This window comes from Reichenbachiella sp. (assembly GCF_965223055.1).
Lineage (GTDB): Bacteria > Bacteroidota > Bacteroidia > Cytophagales > Cyclobacteriaceae > Reichenbachiella.
On the sequence record NZ_CBDCVM010000012.1, the window covers coordinates 745,230 to 764,794 of the forward strand.

Annotated in this window: 16 protein-coding genes; 7 read left to right on the forward strand and 9 right to left on the reverse strand. The window is 40.8% G+C overall.

From position 1 onward, the window contains the following. The first annotated feature begins 43 nt into the window (after nt 1-43). From ACOQO5_RS18625 to ACOQO5_RS18635, 3 genes are all read left to right on the forward strand, one after another. Entirely contained in the window at nt 44-586 is a 543-nt protein-coding gene (locus ACOQO5_RS18625; protein WP_420583196.1) for a cob(I)yrinic acid a,c-diamide adenosyltransferase, read from the forward strand. A 103-nt stretch (nt 587-689) separates the two neighbouring features. Beyond that, nucleotides 690-1,748, forward strand: a complete 1,059-nt coding sequence (locus ACOQO5_RS18630) for a branched-chain amino acid aminotransferase (RefSeq protein WP_420583197.1) — start codon at nt 690-692, stop codon at nt 1,746-1,748. A gap of 106 nt (nt 1,749-1,854) precedes the next feature. Next, complete coding sequence (locus tag ACOQO5_RS18635) at nt 1,855-3,093, forward strand: DEAD/DEAH box helicase (RefSeq protein WP_420583198.1); 1,239 nt, start codon at nt 1,855-1,857, stop codon at nt 3,091-3,093. A 197-nt stretch (nt 3,094-3,290) separates the two neighbouring features. Here the strand turns inward: ACOQO5_RS18635 and ACOQO5_RS18640 are convergent, their stop codons facing one another. Continuing rightward, a complete protein-coding gene (locus ACOQO5_RS18640; RefSeq protein ID WP_420583199.1) occupies nt 3,291-4,622 on the reverse strand; it encodes a GntP family permease in 1,332 nt (443 codons plus the stop codon). After that, a complete protein-coding gene (gene gndA, locus ACOQO5_RS18645; protein WP_420583200.1) occupies nt 4,619-6,505 on the reverse strand; it encodes an NADP-dependent phosphogluconate dehydrogenase in 1,887 nt (628 codons plus the stop codon). Before gndA ends, ACOQO5_RS18640 begins: the two co-directional genes overlap by 4 nt. Nucleotides 6,506-6,724: 219 nt before the next feature. Here gndA and ACOQO5_RS18650 point away from each other — a divergent pair, with 219 nt between their 5' ends. The 3 genes from ACOQO5_RS18650 to ACOQO5_RS18660 are packed head-to-tail and all read left to right on the forward strand — an operon-like array spanning nt 6,725 to nt 8,845. After that, nucleotides 6,725-7,564, forward strand: a complete 840-nt coding sequence (locus ACOQO5_RS18650; RefSeq protein ID WP_420583201.1) for a YHYH protein — start codon at nt 6,725-6,727, stop codon at nt 7,562-7,564. 1 nt (nt 7,565) lies between these two features. Continuing rightward, on the forward strand, nt 7,566-8,192 hold the full coding sequence (locus ACOQO5_RS18655; protein ID WP_420583202.1) for a toxin-antitoxin system YwqK family antitoxin: 627 nt from the start codon (nt 7,566-7,568) through the stop codon (nt 8,190-8,192). Then, the gene (locus tag ACOQO5_RS18660; protein WP_420583203.1) at nt 8,189-8,845 is read left to right on the forward strand and encodes an SCO family protein; all 657 of its coding nucleotides are present in this window, start codon (nt 8,189-8,191) and stop codon (nt 8,843-8,845) included. The genes ACOQO5_RS18655 and ACOQO5_RS18660 overlap by 4 nt, the downstream gene beginning before the upstream one ends. Nucleotides 8,846-8,851: 6 nt before the next feature. On the opposite strand, the gene ACOQO5_RS18665 is transcribed toward ACOQO5_RS18660, so the two are convergent. The 6 genes from ACOQO5_RS18665 to ACOQO5_RS18690 form a co-directional block, all read right to left on the reverse strand. After that, nucleotides 8,852-9,499: a hypothetical protein gene (locus ACOQO5_RS18665; protein WP_420583204.1), complete on the reverse strand. Its 648-nt coding sequence runs from the start codon at nt 9,497-9,499 to the stop codon at nt 8,852-8,854. Nucleotides 9,500-9,756: 257 nt separating this feature from the next. Continuing rightward, nucleotides 9,757-10,044, reverse strand: coding sequence for a type II toxin-antitoxin system RelE/ParE family toxin (locus ACOQO5_RS18670; RefSeq protein ID WP_420583205.1), 288 nt, complete (start codon nt 10,042-10,044; stop codon nt 9,757-9,759). Further along, a complete protein-coding gene (locus ACOQO5_RS18675; protein ID WP_420583206.1) occupies nt 10,032-10,211 on the reverse strand; it encodes a hypothetical protein in 180 nt (59 codons plus the stop codon). Before ACOQO5_RS18675 ends, ACOQO5_RS18670 begins: the two co-directional genes overlap by 13 nt. A gap of 684 nt (nt 10,212-10,895) precedes the next feature. After that, nucleotides 10,896-11,468, reverse strand: a complete 573-nt coding sequence (locus ACOQO5_RS18680) for an energy transducer TonB (protein WP_420583207.1) — start codon at nt 11,466-11,468, stop codon at nt 10,896-10,898. Between the two features lie 33 nt (nt 11,469-11,501). Then, nucleotides 11,502-12,572, reverse strand: coding sequence for a M42 family metallopeptidase (locus ACOQO5_RS18685; RefSeq protein ID WP_420583208.1), 1,071 nt, complete (start codon nt 12,570-12,572; stop codon nt 11,502-11,504). A gap of 683 nt (nt 12,573-13,255) precedes the next feature. Then, entirely contained in the window at nt 13,256-14,812 is a 1,557-nt protein-coding gene (locus ACOQO5_RS18690; RefSeq protein WP_420583209.1) for an acyl-CoA carboxylase subunit beta, read from the reverse strand. 120 nt (nt 14,813-14,932) lie between these two features. On the opposite strand from ACOQO5_RS18690, the gene ACOQO5_RS18695 reads away from it, so the two are divergent. Further along, entirely contained in the window at nt 14,933-15,847 is a 915-nt protein-coding gene (locus ACOQO5_RS18695; protein WP_420583210.1) for an exopolyphosphatase, read from the forward strand. 62 nt (nt 15,848-15,909) lie between these two features. Here ACOQO5_RS18695 and ACOQO5_RS18700 read toward each other — a convergent pair whose 3' ends face one another. After that, a complete protein-coding gene (locus tag ACOQO5_RS18700) occupies nt 15,910-19,545 on the reverse strand; it encodes an FG-GAP-like repeat-containing protein (protein ID WP_420583211.1) in 3,636 nt (1,211 codons plus the stop codon). Nucleotides 19,546-19,565 lie beyond the last annotated feature (20 nt).

The window sequence follows — 19,565 nt, forward strand, 5'->3', positions numbered from 1 at the left end:
AGCTAATAATCAAAAAAATATTTGGCAACGGTAATACTCAATTATGAAGGTGTATACAAAAACTGGTGATAAAGGTACGACAGGGCTTCTAGGAGGAACTAGAGTCTCCAAGGCTGATTTAAGAATAGACTCGTATGGAACTATTGATGAGTTGAATAGTCACATGGGAATGGTACGTGATCAGGAAGTAAATGAACCTATTGTCAATGAATTGATCCAAATTCAAAATACACTATTTGTCATAGGTTCTCATTTGGCTTCAGACCCTAAAAAATCGAAAGTGGTGATACCAGATATCACTAATGAGTCTATTAAAATGCTTGAGACGGCCATCGATCGAATGGACGGCGAATTACCAGAAATGAGAAACTTTGTTTTGCCGGGAGGTCATGTATCTGTATCTGCAGGTCACATAGCTAGATGTGTTTGCAGGAGGGCCGAACGATTAGCGATCGCATTATCCGAAACAGAAGAAGTTCACGCAAACATCACAACATACTTGAATAGGCTCTCAGACTATCTTTTCGTTTTGTGTAGATGGATGACAAAAGAATTAAAGGCTGAAGAGGTACCTTGGAAACCTTAAATAAATAGCTGGATTGTCTTTTCAAATTGCTTTTGAGGAGTGCTTTCCATGACTATTTTCATTAAATTTGCGTTTCATTACCCAAAACAAAATTGCTTAACAAATGACTGAAACTGCAGAGTTTGAAATCAAGAAGATCGAGAGGTCTAGAATTAGTGAAGTTGACTTCAATAACATTCCATTTGGTAAAGTGTACGCGGATCATATGTTCGTGGCAGACTTTGAAGATGGCGAATGGAAAAACATGAGAATTGAGCCTTATGGAGACTTAGCAATAAGTCCAGCCAATGCCACATTGCACTATGGACAGTCAGTGTTTGAGGGCTTAAAAGCTTACAAGAATAAAGCAGGAGAAATCTTGATTTTCAGACCTGAGGCTAATGCCAAAAGGATGATAGTGAGCGCGGAGCGCATGTGTATTCCTCCAATCTCTGAGGAGTTTTTTATGTCTGCGCTGAGTGCCTTGCTCAAGGTAGATAGCGCCTGGGTGCCAGGACAAGAAAACACCTCTTTGTACATCCGACCTGTGGTATTTGCGGATGATCCTTATGTAGGTATTAGACCATCTGAAACGTACAAATTCTTGATATTTACAGCGCCTGTTGGAGCGTACTATTCCGAACCGGTAAATGTGAAAATTGAAACGAAATACACCAGAGCAGTAGCTGGTGGTGTAGGATATGCAAAGACAGCAGGCAACTATGCTGCTTCGTTGTACCCAGCTTTGCAAGCACAGAAAGAAGGATACCATCAATTGATCTGGACGGATGGACAAACACATGAGTTTGTAGAGGAAGCTGGTACGATGAACTTGTTGTTTTTAATCAATGAAACTTTGGTGACCGCACCTACAGGCGATTCTATCCTGAATGGAATCACGAGAGACAGCGTATTGACTTTGGCCAGAGACTGGGGCATGAAGGTGGAAGAAAAACGATTAAGCGTTAAAGATCTTGAGGCTGCTTTGAAGGCTGGAGAAGTGAAAGAAGCATTTGGAGCTGGTACTGCCGCAACTATTGCCAAAATTCATAAGATTGGATACAACGGTACGGACTACGTCTTGCCGGAAGAAAAGCCTTTGGCCGACAAATTGTTCGATACCTTAGACAAGATTAAGTTAGGTGAAATAGAAGATACCCATGGTTGGGTGTACAAGGTATAACCCTTAGCTTCACACCAAAAGGAGTTGAATCCCGATTGTTTACCAGACAATCGGGATTTTTTATTTTATAAACATGTTGCCGATTCTTGGACTACCTTTGCTGCCAATGAAATACGAAGCCTACAATATTAGTCCCGAACTGAAACGAAACCTTGAAACTCAAGGCTTTAAACGTCCCACAGATATCCAGTTCAAATCAATACCGGCAATATTGAAGGGAGAGGATGTATTGGCTATAGCCCAAACAGGGACTGGAAAGACAGCGGCCTTTGCCATTCCAATCATAGACCGCTTGCAGCGTTCAAAGAAGCATAGGAGTGGAGATGATATCCGATGCGTTGTGATGGTTCCGACCAGAGAGTTGGCCATTCAGATTACCAGAGCATTTGATGAACTATCGAAAGGTACAAAAGTCAAAGCCTTGAGCATTTTTGGTGGAGTAGAACAAGATCCACAGATAGCTAAATTGGCCAAGGGCGTCGATATTATCGTGACTACTCCAGGGAGAATGTTTGATTTGGTAAGTCAAGGGTTTATCAAACTCGACCATATAGAAACAGTAGTATTGGATGAAGCCGATCATATGCTCAACCTTGGCTTTATAAAGGATATTCAGGACTTGGTGAAATTTCTACCGAAGCGAAGACAAACCCTGTTTTTCTCAGCTACTATTGATGAGAAGATAAAGAAGGTAGCCTATTCCTTGGTGCACAAACCAATAAGGATTCAAATTTCACCTAAAGACCCGGTCTCAAAAAACGTAGAGCATGCAGTGGCTTTCATTAAGATGGATGATAAGCGATACTTCCTCGAAAGGTTGATTGGAGAGAATCCGGACAAGAAAATATTGGTCTTTGTAAGAACCAAAGTGCGAGCAGAGCGCGTGCTAGCAGCCATGGCTAGAGTCGAAATCTCTGGACAGACTATTCATGGAGACAAAGATCAGGATGAACGTAATCGAGTGATGAGTGCTTTCCGAGCCGGTAGAAATAAAATACTCATTGCTACTGATGTCAGTGCCAGAGGGATAGATATTCCAAATGTAGATTTCGTGGTGAATTATGACATGCCCGATGAGCCGGAAAACTATGTGCACCGGGTAGGGCGAACAGGTAGAGGTAATCAAAAGGGGCAAGCTGTCAGCTTTTGTAGCCCTGAAGAAAAGTCACTCTTAATTGAAGTAGAAAAATATACTCATACACCCATTCAAGTGATGGATATCGAATGGAATACCTATCAGGATACTATCGATCTCACAGCGGATACTACAGACAACTGGAAACAATTAATCAAAGAAGCTGAGGCAAATCCACATAAGCCTAAGAAGAAAAAGAAGAAACGTTAGCACTTATTTGAGTAGATCCAGGCTGATCGATCCTTGGAAGAAATAAAACAATGAAATAAGTGCAATCATGGCCATATAGACCAGGTCCTTAGTTGATAAATCTTTCATAGCTGCTGATTTTATGAATTCCAAATATATGATAAAATCAATAAATAATTGTACTTTATTACTGTAGGAGAATTACCTAATTTTCAATTTTATACGAAATAAGCCAGTATAAGGGTGAAAACGAAGCTAGAAATCCCTAACAAAGTTGTCATTATCGTCCATGATCTAAAGGTCTGCTTCACAGATAAACCTAAATAACGGTTGATCAACCAAAAGCCGCTATCGTTCACATGCGAAAGAACTGTAGCTCCAGAGGCAATAGCTATCACTAAAAGGGCCAGTTGGGCAGAAGACAAATTGGCCGACGCGATAAGTGCGGCAGTCATGCCTGCAGAGGTAATCATTGCGACCGTAGCGGATCCTTGTACAATACGCATCAAAGCCGCCATCACGAATGCGAAAATAAAGGGCGATGACAAATTATTTGCAAACGCATCTGCGAGCATTTGACCTGTGCCAGTATCCATGAGTATTTGCTTGAACACTCCGCCGGCACCCGTCAGAAGGATAATTATACCAGCTGGTGCCAATGATTTGGTGCTCATTTCAGATAATGCCTCTTTAGAGAAACCGTTTTTTATCCCCATAAAATACCAGGCCAACAAATTGGCTATGATCAATGCGGAAAAAGGATGTCCAAAAAACTCTAACCAAATTTTGATTGAACCTTCCTCAATCCAGGTTTTTGAAATGGTATTAAGTACAATCAGTAGAATTGGAACCGCGATAATGATTAATACAGGTGTCAATTTGGGATTGATAGAATGGCTGTCTTCGGTACTTTCAATTGTCGGAGCGGCGATAAAAGTGTGTGCAGTCAGACGCTTCGCCAGCATTGGTCCGCTGATAACGACAGCCGGAATGCCAATAATGAATCCAAACATAATAACCAACCCAAGGTCAGCACCCAATATATCCGCTACAGCTACTGGGCCAGGAGTAGGAGGAATAAAACTATGGGTAGCCGCCAAGCCTGCTAATAGCGGGATGGCAAATAGGTACAATGACTTCCCGGATCTCCGCTGAAGTGAATAAATGAGTGGTACGAGTATGATAAATGCTACATCGAAAAAAACAGGAATAGCCACTACAAATCCAGTGATGGTCATGGCCCAGGGGGCCTTTTCTTCACCCATTTTCTCCAAGAAGAAGTTGGCCAGTGCATTGGCCGCACCGGACTGCTCTAGTATAGCGCCGAATATGGCACCTAGACCCACCACTGTCGCTACAAAGCCCAGCGTATTTCCCATGCCGGTTTTTATGGAATCCATAATGGCATTAGGCTCCATGCCAGCCATGAGTCCCACTCCAATGCTGGCAATCAGCAACGCAATAAAAGCCTGAATCTTAAAGTAAAGAATTAGAAAAAGCAGGAAGCTTATGCCTGCAACTACTGCTAATATGAGCTGAATATCTATCATGTCCACTCGGTGTGAAAGGATTCAGAAAGAGGCTGGTCAATACGCTTGTAGGTATGTGCTCCGAAATAGTCTCTTTGTGCCTGTAACATATTTGCTGAGGATAGACCATTGACATATCCAAGGAAGAAATTCATGGCTGAAGAGAACACTGGTATCGGGTACCCACTCGCTACTGCTTGTCCTACGATCTTTGCTAGACTAGCTTGTTGTTCGTTGAGTGATTTGACCACTGCAGGATGAAAAAGCAAGCGGTCAGTATCCTTGAAAAAGTTGACCATGGCATTCATCAGCTCTGATCGAATGATGCAGCCATTGGTCCATATTCTTGAAATTTCACTAAAGTCTAAATCCCAGTTGTATTGGTTTGATGCTTCTTTCATCATATCAAATCCAACCGCATGATTCACAATTCGAGCGGCAGAGTATCCTTCCATTAAAGCAGAAATGAAGCTATCTCGATCTTCGGCTATGGGTTGTTTAATCTGTCCATATAGCTCGTTGGCAGCTATCCGTGTTTCTTTTTGAGCTGAGATGTTTCGAGCCATTACTGCATCAGCAATGGTGTTCAAAGGTGCGCCTAGCCGTATGGCGGCTTCTGTCGACCATCCTCCGGTACCTTTTTGAGAAGCCGCATCTAGTATTTTATCAAGTAAAAGCTCTCTGTTTTCTTCTTTGCGGAGAATATTGATAGTGATTTCTAATAGGTAGCTATCCAGGCCTTTGGTTTTCCAGTGTTCTAAGGTTTTGGCAATTGCTTCTGGTTGCATGCCTAATCCATTGCGCATCAATTCATATACTTCAGCCAACAATTGCATTTCAGCATATTCAATTCCATTGTGAACCATTTTGATGAAATGACCGGAGCCTTCAGGTCCTACATAAGTGCAGCAAGCTTTTCCATTGGCATCTTTCGCTGCTATGTTTTCCAGAAAAGGGGCGATTCTATTATAGGCTGTCCGGCTTCCTCCAGGCATGATCGATGGCCCTTTTCTTGCGCCCTCTTCTCCGCCTGATATGCCCGATCCAATGAAATTGATATCATGCATAGCCAGGGCTTGATCTCTGCGATTGGTGTCCAGGTAATTTGAATTACCCCCATCAATGATTAGGTCATCTGGCCCTAATAGTGGAGTCAATTCATCTATGATAGCGTCAACTGCAGTTCCTGCCTGTACCATGAGCAAGATGTTTCTCGGGGCCGCCATGGAGTCTACAAATGCCGAAAGGTTATCAAATCCCAGAATGTTTAAATTGGGATGCTTGGCCACAAAATCTTGGGCCACTCCTTCTTCCTTGCCCGCCACATGCCTGTTGAATACGGAAAGTTTGACTTTATTATTGGCCATGTTGATGGCCAGGTTTTGACCCATCACACCCATGCCTATGATTCCGAATGCAGTTTTACTACTCATTTTACTTAGTATTTCTTGTATTATTTCTTCTGGCTTTTGGTCTATGCTTACTTGAATTGCCTTACTAGATTCCTCCAAATCATCAAATTGACTTTTCAGAATCGATGGATCTAGAAAATGATCTTTTCGCTCAGTAAGTCGACGGTTAATCAAATCAAAACTTCCCGACAATTGAATAATGGAGAGTTGCTCATCAGGGATGCTTGATAGCGTTCTTCTGTATTTTTCTTTTAGTGCTGAACAGGCCAGCACTGCTCCCCCGCTGGCTTCCCAGGTTTTTATTTCTTCACCTAAGGTTTCTAACCAGGGTTGACGATCCTGATCTGTCAACGGTTGCCCGGAAGAAAGCTTCCTAATATTGCTTTCTGGATGAAAATCATCAGCGTCATAAAAAGGAATAGACAGTGCGCCTGCTAATAATTTAGCAATTGTTGTTTTTCCTGACCCTGATACTCCCATCACAATTATCATAAGTCAAAGGTGGCAAGACTTTCAAGGTTATGACCCTGCTAATTATTTCAAATCAGAAGGTCAAATATTTCAGTAGGGTAAATGAGGGAGTGTTCGTTTTACTTCTGAGAACCTTGAAAAGGAGAAAATTAAGTCCAGTTTAAGAATAGAATTCTATTACACTTAACTTTGCCTCGCTTGAATGGGTTTATTAACATTTTTTTAATTAAAAAGTTTAAGATGAGAGGAAAGAATAGTTTACTGATGATGCTACTGGTGGTGGTAGCAACCGTAATGTTTGTAGGATGTGATTCCGATGAGGATTCTAATCTTGATAACATGAACGATGATATGGAGAATAAGGACGACGATGAAGCGGATAAGGAAGATGAAGCAGAGTATCAAGCAGATATTAGTGTGTTGAAAGATCTTTTTTATCACACAGACGCTATCACATTTACATTTGATGATGAATGGGTAACGATTACATCAAAAGATTTACCAGATCATAAGAGTATGTATTATGATGAGGATGAAGCTCTTTACGAGGCCTATGATGAGCCGGATAACTCAGACTTCAAAAAGAACCCTGGTTCTATCCAAGAGCAAAATCTGGTATTCAAAGTTCCAAGATATCCAACTGAAGCTACTAATAAGGCGACAACACCAATGGGACCTATGGGAGTCACAATCAATAGTGTGGCCCTGTTTAATCAAAATGCAGCAGGGGATGATGATATCTTTGAAGAATTGAACACTTTCGATCAATTCGAAGGTCATCCAGCAGGAGAGACTTACCATTATCACACAGAACCTATCTGGCTAACTCAGGAGAGAGAGGGGTATGACAACGAAGCTCTGGTAGGAATACTTCTAGATGGTTTTCCAGTATATGGAACTCATGAGAATGGAGTGGAAGTGTTATCCAAGGACGATGGAGGAATACTAGATGACTACCACGGTCATTTCGGTACCACGGCTGAATTTCCGGAAGGCATCTATCACTACCATGTTACAGTAGATTTTCCATGGATTAATGAGGATGGGTTCTACGGAGAGGCAGGAACAGTGACGCAATAAAATGAAATACTGCTTATTCTTTTTGTTTTCAATAAGCATGATGGCTTGCGGTAATTCTAGTTCAGAAGAACTGCAAGTCATTAATTTTTCTGCTCGCATCCCCGAAGTTGAACTTCAGGAAAATGACATGAGATTGTCTTTAGCTAATGACGGTGTCCTTTATTTGGATAGTGTACTGTATTCAGGTTTTTTGGTGTCTTATTATGCGGATAGTTCTCTAAAGTCTAGGAAAGGTATTTATGAAGGGCGTTTAGAAGGGGATTATATTTCTTACTACCCATCAGGCCAAATCTATAGCATTCGCCCTTATCATTTGGGAAACAAGCACGGCGAACATCTGGGCTATTTTGAAGATGGGCAACCCAAATTTCAATATGTGTTTGTAAATGGACTTAGTCAAGGAACGCACAAGGATTGGTATACTTCAGGCAACCCCAAAAAGGAAATGAACTATAAGGACGGAAAGGAACTAGGCTCACAAAAATACTGGCGCCGAGATGGAAAAATGCGGTCGAATTATGTTGTCAGAGAAAATGGTCGTAGATATGGTATGCTAGGTATAAAACGCTGTGCAAAAATAGATAGTGAAACTGGAGACATAGACCCATATACAGGAAATATAAAATGAATAAAGTAATCTTAGCTGGATTGGTTAGTTTTTGCATTTGGTCTTGTACTGAATCCAAAAAGGAAAGAATGAATCCTGAAATTGAGTTGCCTTTTTACAATGAAGCAACTTTTACTCCTGAATGGATCAGCGAAAGGGATTTAAAATACGATTCCATTCATACGATCAAAGATTTTTCATTCATCAATCAAAATGGTGACATCGTTACCAATGGTACTTTCGATGGCAAGATCTACGTCACCAACTTCTTCTTTACCATCTGTCCGAATGTTTGCCCTCGGATGACAAAAAACCTAAAGAAGATCCAAACGGAGTTTGCAGAAGATGAGTCCGTCAAAATTCTTTCTCATACTGTAATGCCTTGGGTGGATTCTGTTGGTCGTTTGGCGGAATATGCTCGCTTGAATGATATAGATGACAAACAGTGGCAATTAGTCACTGGTGACAAAGCGGATTTATATAGCATGGCTCGTGAAGCCTATTTCGCTGACGAAGGATTTGGCAAGACGGCAACTACTGAGGAGGATTTTTTGCATACTGAGAATATCATACTTATTGATACCAAAAGGCGTATCCGAGGTGTGTACAATGGCACACTACCACTCGAGATAAAGCGTTTGATTGAAGACATACAAACATTGAAGAAGGAGTAGTCTGGATTATTCCAAGCCCTCAAAAAAATCCTTAAGAAACCCTTCAACAACTGGTAACTCTATAATTTCCGTAGCCATCAGAAAACCAAGTACCATGATCAGGCCTAAGATCAAAAATATAATACAACCAACTTTACTGGATTTCTTTTTTGTACTGACAACCTGTTCTTGATATTCAGCTAATTTTTCCGGCATGGCGTTTTCTTTGAGCAGTTTGGTGTCGAAGTATACCCCCCATACACGCTTGGCCAAGTGGATTTCGATCATATCCCCCTCTTTAAATTGATTGTAAATCTCTTCGTTGATGGATCTTCTCTGATCGCCAAAGTAAAAGTAATAGGTGTAGGTGCTTTTACTGTTTTTATTGGATCGTACGGTATAGTGCTTGTTGGTGATCAGTCCTTGCCATATCTTCTTTTCGTTTTCTCTTAGGTCGAGTTTGAAAGCCCGGTAAATGGTGACAAAAGCGATGATAAACAATACATCAATGAGAATCGTGAAAAAATCAATTCCCATGCCGTAATTGACCAGAGCGAGTATCGCCAATACGAACAAGCCCATCGGCCCCATAAATTTGAACTTCTTCTCGAGTTTTTCTCGCTCTTCCGGGCTCATCTGAGCAAAGGTGATTTTTAGGAGGGGGGAGGATTTCATGGAAAGGAAAAATGTAAAAAGTAATATTGAACTGCTAATATAGAAGAGTCTTCAAGAATGCTATAGTCATAGAAATAATTGCTGTCTTTGCCCGCCCTAGTTGGTGTTGTCACCAACTAGCCATCCTCGATTTCAAAATCTCAATTATATTGGTCTTTTGATCAAACAAACGGATTGCTGCTATCTATTGGCTACAGAGATTTGTTGGAGACAACTCCAACAATGGTGGAAAAGTATCTAGCTCTAGTAAACAGAATTCATTCTAAGTTTAGCCTTCTTGCACTATGATGAATGGTGAGAATGAAAATATTTTCTCCAATTATTTCATAAATGATTCGATAGCTCCCTTCGATGAGCTCTCTTAAGTTATCTTGTTCTGACTCAGGGACGACTCGTCCAATTTTCGGGTGTGAACTGAGAATCTCCACTTTAGAATAAAGTTTTGATACGGTTAGTTCAGCATATTTAGGGGAGTTTTTGGCAATGTACTCACCAATTTCGGACAAGTCTGTTAGCGCGTTACTCGTCCAGTTTATTTCAGCCACTTGTCGAGCTTGTTTTTAGCATCATCATGTGAAAAGATCTTGCCGTTATTAACATCTTTTCGGCCTTTTTCAATTTTATCCAAAACGATCAGTCTCTCGATCAACTCATCCAGTTCAAAATCCTGAGGCATGTCTTTGAGAGAATCTATGGCTATCTGCTTGTTCATAAGTTAAAGTTACTGAAGAATTGTGATAAACAACATTTCCTGTCCAGGTTGGTGTCGATGCTAACTTGCTATTCAATACTTAGAATATGATCTCGTCGTAGTTCGTGTTGTCACCAACTAGCCGTTCTCGACTTCAAAATCTCAATAATGCTGGTATTTTGATCAATCAAGCCGTTTGCTGCCATTTATTTGCTGCAGAGGTTTGTTGGAGACAACTCCAACAAAGGCGAAAATAGCAGTTATCCACGTAATGAGTTCCAGTTTTCGTTGTTCAATCGTCATAGTGAAAAGATAGTAGTTTTCGCACAAACTCGCACTTCAGTCTAATGGATATGCACATCTGTATGTAGTGCTTATACACTATGTACAGATTAAATTATTTAATATACCGATAACCCTCGCCATTTTTCAACTGTGCCAATTACTGATAGATCAATTCAATCACATGATTGATATCATCGTAGTAAGCAGTCTCTACTGTGGTGTGCATGTATTTCTCGCCCTAATTGGTGTTGTCACTAGTTAACTATTCTGGACTTTACAATTTCATATGCTGGTCTTTTGACTGATCGAGCTTTTTGTTGCAATCTATTTGCTGCAGAGATTTGTTGGAGACAACTCCAACAATGGCGGAAAGGATGGCGTAACATACAAATTGGTCTCAGCGGACGTATGTTTATAAGTCTAAAGATCAATAGTTTTGGGCTTCTTTTTCTTTCTTTTTGTTTTTTTAACTTTTGATGGTTTGGCAGCTACATTCCATGTTTTATTTGGAAGGGCAGTTCTTATAAAGCATTTATAAGAGGCATTTGAGTTTATGTTAGGATTCATATCATCTAATGAATATATAACCAAAACTAATATCATGGATTCAACAGGTTCGTTTTCATAAAAGGCTGGAATCCATTTTGTTGGTAAAAATGATATTGCCGATTTCAATGCCTTTTCTGTATCAGCCCCAATATCAACTACAACTTGATTTTCTTTTGTATTACCCTCATTATCAATATATAATTTAAAAGCAGTAATACCTTCAATTCCCATTCTTCGTGCCAGATTAGGATATTCTAGATTAGATATCAATGCTTCATCAAAGCCAATAGGGACGTTTAAGCTAATTGGTGGAGTCCCTGAGTTAGGAGTAACCCATTGTCCGTCAATTAAAATTTCATATGGCCCTAGTTCGGTTGAATCTGCTTGGGCAATTACAAAATATGAAAGAGTGCTAATTAAGATCAAAAGGATTATTTTTTTCATACGTGAAGCGCTGGTGTGTAAAAGTTTAACTTATCATTTAATATACCTATAATCCTCCCCATCCTTCAGCTGCAGCAAGTATTGGTAAATCAACTCGATGACGTTATTGATATCTTCATAATGAGCTGTTTCTACCGTTGTGTGCATGTACTTGAGTGGTAGAGAGATCAAGGCAGAAGCCACACCCTCGTTGGAGTAGGCAAAGGCATCTGTATCCGTGCCAGTAGCTCGAGAAGTCGCCGCCCGCTGATAAGGGATGTAGTTTTTCTCAGCAGTTTTTATGATGTCAGAAAGCAAGTTGTTTTGCACGGCTGGCCCGAAAGTAAGCACTGGTCCTTTACCTGCTTTTTGGTCTCCACTTGTTTTTTTGTCGTACATGGGAGAGTGGGTATCATGGCACACATCGGTGATTACAGCGACATTTGGCTTGATTCTGGCCGCCATCATTTCTGCACCACGGAGTCCTATTTCTTCCTGTACGGCATTAACGATGTACAAACCAAAGGGCAAGTCCACTTTATTTTCTTTCAGTTTTCTAGCTACTTCGGCTATCATAAAACCGCCGATACGGTTGTCTAATGCACGTCCGCAAACAAACTTCTTATTCAAGTCCATGAGCTCATCATCGAAAGTAATCACACAACCGACTTTGACACCGAGTTCTTCGACTTCTTTTTTTGACTCACATCCTACATCAATAAAGATGTTTTCCATGGTCGGAGACTTTTCTTTTTCTGACTTTCTTACATGAATAGCCGGCCAGCCAAATATACCTTTTACAATACCTTTTTTGGTGAAGATGTTCACTCGCTTCGACGGCGCAATTTGATGATCAGACCCACCATTACGAATGACATAGATATAGCCATTGTCGTCGATGTAGTTGACAAACCAGGAGATCTCATCGGCATGGGCTTCGATGACTACTTTGTATGCTGACTTTGGATTGATTACTGCTGCCACCGAACCATAAGTATCAGTGATATACTCATCAGTATATGGTTTTACATAGTCCAACCAGATTTTTTGTCCTGAAGATTCAAATCCGGTCGGAGAGGCATTGTTTAGGTATTCGTATAAAAACTTTTCGCTTTTTTTATTCATGTTCAATCGAATGTTAATTCGTTAATGGGTCTCAAATCTACTGCTTGTTCATGGCAAAATTCGAAGTTTTGTTTAGAATCAAACCACTCAATCACATTTTCTCGGCTTAGTGCTGTAGGGGAATCCGAAATAATTGAGTGGTAAGAACTATGTGCCCAATCCTTAATGTCAGATGTGAAACCGTGATGAATTGGATTTGCGTGAATATATAAGATTAGTTTTTGGAAATATTTGAAATGAGTTACTTCTTTTCTTTTAAAGTTTTTTTGAAATAGGCTACCAGTTCGGCCACTTTGTTTGTTAAATGCCTGAGTGTATGAGCTAAATAGTTTGGAAAACTGTTTTGACATAAAATGGCAAAGGTGCTCTTCGGATGTATCTTTTTCAATGTTTGTGACTTTGGAAAAGTTGGTTTTTTCCTTCAACTCTCTGATGTCTTTGATCCTAATAAAAAAGTGAAAATGATTGGGCATTAAGCAGTATGAAAAAGTATTAACCCAAGGATTGATATATAGCTTATATTTTTCTAAGAAAAACCTAAAATTCTCATCATTGCAGAATAGGTTTTCTGTTCCATTTGCACGATTATAAATATGATAGAATTTATCAGGTATTAGCATTACAGGTTGGTGGTAATAAACTCTTCCAAAGTTTGGAACTTTGGAAGAGTTAAGTGTAGTACATTACAATGGAATATTTCCGTGTTTTTTTCGAGGCATGTTGCCCACTTTGTTTTCTAGCATATTGAATGCAGATATCAGTTTCTTTCTGGTATTATGTGGCAAGATCACTTCATCAACATAACCACGTGCTGCTGCAATATATGGGTTAGCAAACTTCTCCGTGTATTCGTCAACCTTTTCGTCCAGTTTCGCTTGTGGATCGTCTGCTGCTTTAATTTCATTTTTGAAAATAATTTCTGCTGCTCCTTTGGCGCCCATTACAGCTATCTCTGCCGTTGGCCAGGCATAGTTCATGTCGGCACCGATATGCTTGGAGTTCATCACGTCATAGGCACCACCGTAAGCCTTTCTGGTAATTACTGTAATTCTCGGAACGGTTGCTTCACTAAACGCATAAAGCAATTTAGCACCGTTCATGATAATAGCATTCCATTCCTGATCTGTACCTGGTAAGAAGCCTGGCACATCTTCCAATACCAATAGCGGAATATTGAAACAATCGCAGAATCTGACAAATCTGGCTCCTTTCACACTGGCGTCATTGTCAAGTACACCAGCCAAACTTGCCGGCTGATTCGCTACAATACCGATGCTTCTGCCACCCAAACGAGCAAAACCGACCACGATGTTTTCCGCATAATTTTTATGTACTTCGAAGAAATCTCCACCATCTACAATGCCTTCGATTACCTCTTTGATGTCATAAGGCTGATTAGGGTTGGTCGGTACAATTTCGTCTAATTGCTTTCTAACTTCATCTCCTGCTTCATAAGGAAGCATGTCCGGTGTTTCCTCACAGTTCTGAGGGATAAAGCTCAACAATCTTTTGATGTTCTTGATACACTCGACTTCATTGGCACAGGAGAAGTGCGTCACACCACTTTTGGTGCTATGTGTACTTGCACCACCGAGCTCTTCGGCTGTCACATCTTCCTGAGTCACAGTCTTCACAACGTTAGGTCCCGTTACAAACATGTAGGAAGTGTTTTCTACCATCATAATAAAGTCAGTGATGGCTGGTGAATAGACTGCACCTCCAGCACATGGACCCATGATCGCCGAGATCTGAGGGATCACTCCAGAGGCCAACGTATTTCTATAGAAAATATCTGCATAGCCACCCAATGAGACTACTCCTTCCTGGATTCTAGCCCCACCGGAATCATTTAACCCAATGACAGGTGCTCCATTCTGCATGGCCAGATCCATGATTTTCACAATCTTTTCTGCGTAGGTCTCAGATAGTGAACCTCCAAACACGGTAAAATCCTGACTGAAAACATAGGTCAGTCTACCATTGACCTGGCCATAGCCAGTGACCACTCCGTCACCCAAGATTTTTTGTTTATCCAAACCAAAATCAGTCGCTCGGTGTGTGACGAATTTTCCAATTTCTTCAAAAGTTCCTTCGTCTATTAGGAGTTCGATACGCTCACGGGCAGTTAGTTTGCCTTTTTTGTGTTGCGATTCAATTCTTTTTTCACCACCACCGAGGAGTGCTTCTTGATTGAGTTTTTCTAGGTATTGGATTTTTTCTTCTGAAGATTTGAAATTCATTTTCACTTGGGTTATTAGTTCGGCTCAAATATAGGTACTTGCGTAAATATGACGGTAGGTTTTTTGTCCCAATTGGGTTCTCATTTTTATTCATAAATTAGCGGAATTTTAAAAATCAGTATGAGAGTAGGAATAATTGACATTGGGACGAATACTTTTCACTTGCTAATCGCAGATCGTGCTCGAAACATGAAGATTCTTCATAAGGAGAAAGTTGCGGTTCGGTTGGGAAAAGGAGGAATCAGTAACAATGTCATCCAACCAGATGCCATGGAGAGGGCTGTAGATACACTCACTGATTTTGCACAGAAGATGAAGAACGAAGTGGTAGACGAGATCATAGTATCTGCTACAAGTGCCGTCCGAAATGCCGATAATCAACAAGCGTTTGTTGATTTGATCAAGGAGAAAATTGGACTCGAAATTAGCGTGCTTTCCGGAGAAGATGAAGCTGGTTTAATTCACAAGGGTGTGAGTGAGTACATCGATTTTGGAGAAGAGACTGGATTGATCATGGACATTGGTGGAGGGAGTATCGAATTCATCCTGGCGAATAAGGATGAAGTTAAATGGCTCAAAAGTTATGAACTCGGAGGACAACGACTAATCGATCAGTTCCACCATACAGACCCTATTACCGCAGATGAAAAAGAAAAATTAGAGTCATTTCTTTTAGAAAACCTCAAAGAGGTGATAGATCAATGTAAGGCACATCAGGCTGCTTATTTGATCGGTTCCTCGGGTTCATTTGATACGTTGTGGGATATTCACGCTAGAATACCAGGAGCATTACCCATGCAACAACCGATTTTATTCAAAGACTATTTTGAAGAAATCCATGAGGAATTGATGGTACTTGATCGAGAGGAGCGACTGGCCATACCAGGCATGATCCCGATGCGAGTGGACATGATCGTTTCTGCTTCTATAGCCATCAAGGTTATAATGGACCTTTGCCATTTTGATCAAATAAAAGTTTCCCCATTTGCACTAAAAGAGGGGCTCCTATATCACGGTTTGCCAAAAAGACCATAAAAAAACACTTCCTCGAGAGAGGAAGTGTTCGTTGTTGTGAGTTTGATTTTAAGATCTAAGAATTACAGCTTCTGAATCTTCTGATTAATAAGACCTCTGTCAGTCTGAATTTTCATAATGTAAATCCCTGCTTTATAAGCTGAAAGATCGATGCTTACTTCCGAAGTAATCGAATCTTTTTCCAATAGGGTTTTACCTGAAAAATCAACCAGTCTGATAGACTGAATCTGACTACTTAAGCCCTTGATGTTAATCAAGTGACTTGCAGGATTTGGATAAACTGAAATTTGCTTATTCAAATCATTAATTGCGGTAATATCATCAGATACATCAGTTACACTGACGGTGATGGTTTGTGTATCCACAAGATTGCCATCGCCATCATCCATGGCCGTGACTTCTAATTCATACTTGTTGTCAGCGTTAGCATCGCCTGGTGCTTCAAAATCAGGAGCAGTTTTAAAAGTCAATACTCCCGAACTTGAATTGATGCTAAACAAGGCCTTGTCGGCACCATCTGAAATAGAATAGCTGATGGCATCGCCATTAGGATCTGTTGCCTTGACAGTTGCAACGGACGTTTGATTTTCAGCTGCAGAGACTTCGGCTGTATCGTCACCTCCATTGCTAGTGATGGTAGGAGCTGCGTTAGTAGTGTTTTTAAAGAAACTGAACGAGCTCATAGGAGGTCCTTCTCCTCCAACTTCATAACTAACGAAAAGATCCATGTCACCATCACCATCAATATCTACAAATGCTGGTGCACTATATTCACCTCCTGTTTCACCTTCAAATGGGTTGTTTGCACTTCCAGTTTGTTCTTCAAAAGATGGAGCTGAAGAGGAACCTGTATTTTTGTAATATTGGATGCTTCCATATTTATCTCCAAGAATAAGATCCATATCACCATCTTTGTCCAAGTCAGCAAAAGAAGGGTGTGAATATCGCAATGAAGATTCAGGGCCCTTAAGTTCTATTCTTGCAAATTCAGGTACTTCAGATTCTCCAATGTTACTAAATGGATTAGCCTCATCAGTTTGCTCTTCGAATGCTGGTGCTGATGCTGAGCCGGTGTTTTTTAAATAGAAAATATCACCGTCTTCAGAGCCAACAATAGCATCTAAGTCTCCGTCGCCATCTAAATCCACCAAGGCTGGCTTGGTATCGCCGGCATAGTAAGACGGTGCATATCCAGTATTTACTCTCGCTGGAATACCGCTGCCACCTATCAACCCATCAAATGGGTTGTCAGAGCCGGTTTGTTCTGCAAAGGCTGGTGAAGCCGCAGATCCTGTGTTTTTGAAATAGTAAATTGGTCCTGATTTAGAGCCTATGAAGGCATCCATATCTCCATCGTTATCTATGTCTGCAAAAATTGGAGCACTATCCCCAATATAAGTGGCCTCTGAAATTTCCGCACGAACACGTCTAGGACCACCTTCACCACCTATTAGTCCATCGAATGGATCAGCGGAGCCTGTCACTTCAGAAAATGCTGCAGATGTGTTATTACCAGTATTTTTGTAATAACTCAGGCCATCGTAAGAAGTTCCAAAAAATGCATCCATGTCACCGTCGTTGTCGATGTCGACAAACGTAGCACGAGCTCCGAAGTAGATGGCTACCTCATCCAAAGGATTGAGTGTATTGGGTACTAGTTCGTCTTCTTCTACTTCAAAATTTGGTTCAGCAGCTGTACCTTCATTTTCATAATAGTGCAACTCCCGATCACTATAATAATCACCATAATCATCTCCAACCAATAAGTCAAAGTCACCATCATTATCCAAATCAGCAACTGCCACATGTGAATAATCAGAGTGGTTTATGTGATCAAATGGGTTGTTTGCACCGACCAATTGAACGAATGCCGGAGCAGATGCTGATCCAGTATTTTCAAAGAAGCTAATGTAACCGCTATATGATCCTGTAAGCATATCTAAATCGCCATCATCATCGAAATCTCCGAATGACGGGTTGGCGCTATAATCAACTATTTGACTGTCAAAAGGGTTAGCTGCACCTGTTTGATTTTGAAAGGCAGCATCTGTCGCATCGCCTGTATTTTCATAGAAGGCAATATAGCCATCGTAATCTCCAATGAATAGATCAAAATCACCATCATCATCGATATCCGCAAGTTCAGGGTTGGACCAGCTGTCTACAGATATTCCGTAAAAAGGATTACTAGCATCAGTAAATGTGTTGAGTGCAAAAGCTGCAGCCGAAGCACTTCCGGTATTCTCATAAAATAAAATACTGCCATATTTTTCACCGACCAACGCATCTAAATCTCCGTCGGCATCTACATCAGCAAAAGCTACATTGGCGTTATAACTAACATCGCTTGAAACTGCACTTAATGGGTTTTCACCTCCTGAAAACGCAGGTGCTGAGGCAGTTCCCGTGTTTTCATAGAAATTGATATAACCATATTCTCCTCCAACAAAAAGATCCATGTCTCCATCATTGTCTATATCGGCAAACGAAGGAGCAGCATCATAGAAATATCCAGAAGTTAATTTTGTGAAAGCTGTGGCACCAAAATCAGGTTCAGATGCAGTGCCCTTATTTTCAAAATACTCCGGAGTGCCATAGCTATTGCCTACTAGTACATCTAAATCCCCATCATTGTCTAAATCTGCAAACGTAGGGTCTGTATAACCAGAATCCGGTTCTATAGCACGAAAAGGATCTTCGTTACCATTTCGTTCGGCAAACGCAGGCGCTGATGCAGTTCCTGTGTTTTCAAAGAAATTTACATACCCGGAGTAATTATAGTAGTATTGACCAACAAGCGCATCCAAATCCCCATCATCGTCGATATCTATAAAGGTCGGAGTAGCGTAGCCATCTACGCTCTCGCCATCGAATGGATTAGCACCGCCAGTTTGCTCGGCGAACGTGGCCGAGGAATTAGATCCGGTATTTTTATAGTAGTCGATATTGCCATTACTGTCTCCGATGAATAAATCCAGATCTCCATCTCCATCAATATCAGCTAGTTCTGGATGAGAATACTCGCCAACATCTATGCCATTAAATGGATTGCTTCCATCTGTATTATCATTCAGAGCAAATGCCGGGTCTGAGGACGATCCGGTGTTTTCGTAGAAATGAACAAAGCCATAATATTCTCCAACTATGGCGTCAAGGTCTCCGTCCCCATCAATGTCACCGAAGGATACGTTAGTGCGATAGAAACCGTTGACTTGATCCAAGGGGTTTTCATTTTCAGATCGTGTTTTAAAATATGGTTCGGAACTAGTTCCGATATTTTCATAAAATGAAATACCTCCATATTCTCCACCTGATTCTCCAACAAAAAGATCCATGTCTCCATCTCCATCAATATCGACAAACGTAGGTGCGACTTCCCCACCAACTTCTATTTTGTCGAAAAGTGGCTCAGATCCTGGGACTACCTGTTTTTCAAAAGTAACGGTCTGAGCTTGAGAAATAGTAGCAGTGAGCGCAATGGCTAATGCAGTGCCAGCTACTTTTACGCCGGCTTTAGAAAAGGCCCTTTCTAGTCTTCGATAAACACCTTCTAGTTTGTGAGTCAGCCGCTTGAGTTCCTTTTCGCAGGGGTTGTCACTTTCAAGCAACAACCTGACCCGCTTATAAAGATTACGGCATTTTCGAATCAGTCGATATCGCACCGAACCATTCGAAAATCGTAGTTGTGGTTTTTTCATATGAATTAAGTTTACATTAT

Coding starts and splice junctions, on each gene's coding strand:
- ACOQO5_RS18625 (WP_420583196.1), top strand. CDS start 44: ATGAAGGTGTATACAAAAACTGGTGATAAAGGTACGACAGGGCTTCTA.
- ACOQO5_RS18630 (WP_420583197.1), top strand. CDS start 690: ATGACTGAAACTGCAGAGTTTGAAATCAAGAAGATCGAGAGGTCTAGA.
- ACOQO5_RS18635 (WP_420583198.1), top strand. CDS start 1,855: ATGAAATACGAAGCCTACAATATTAGTCCCGAACTGAAACGAAACCTT.
- ACOQO5_RS18640 (WP_420583199.1), bottom strand. CDS start 4,622: ATGATAGATATTCAGCTCATATTAGCAGTAGTTGCAGGCATAAGCTTC.
- gndA (WP_420583200.1), bottom strand. CDS start 6,505: ATGATAATTGTGATGGGAGTATCAGGGTCAGGAAAAACAACAATTGCT.
- ACOQO5_RS18650 (WP_420583201.1), top strand. CDS start 6,725: ATGAGAGGAAAGAATAGTTTACTGATGATGCTACTGGTGGTGGTAGCA.
- ACOQO5_RS18655 (WP_420583202.1), top strand. CDS start 7,566: ATGAAATACTGCTTATTCTTTTTGTTTTCAATAAGCATGATGGCTTGC.
- ACOQO5_RS18660 (WP_420583203.1), top strand. CDS start 8,189: ATGAATAAAGTAATCTTAGCTGGATTGGTTAGTTTTTGCATTTGGTCT.
- ACOQO5_RS18665 (WP_420583204.1), bottom strand. CDS start 9,499: ATGAAATCCTCCCCCCTCCTAAAAATCACCTTTGCTCAGATGAGCCCG.
- ACOQO5_RS18675 (WP_420583206.1), bottom strand. CDS start 10,211: ATGAACAAGCAGATAGCCATAGATTCTCTCAAAGACATGCCTCAGGAT.
- ACOQO5_RS18680 (WP_420583207.1), bottom strand. CDS start 11,468: ATGAAAAAAATAATCCTTTTGATCTTAATTAGCACTCTTTCATATTTT.
- ACOQO5_RS18685 (WP_420583208.1), bottom strand. CDS start 12,572: ATGAATAAAAAAAGCGAAAAGTTTTTATACGAATACCTAAACAATGCC.
- ACOQO5_RS18690 (WP_420583209.1), bottom strand. CDS start 14,812: ATGAATTTCAAATCTTCAGAAGAAAAAATCCAATACCTAGAAAAACTC.
- ACOQO5_RS18695 (WP_420583210.1), top strand. CDS start 14,933: ATGAGAGTAGGAATAATTGACATTGGGACGAATACTTTTCACTTGCTA.
- ACOQO5_RS18700 (WP_420583211.1), bottom strand. CDS start 19,545: ATGAAAAAACCACAACTACGATTTTCGAATGGTTCGGTGCGATATCGA.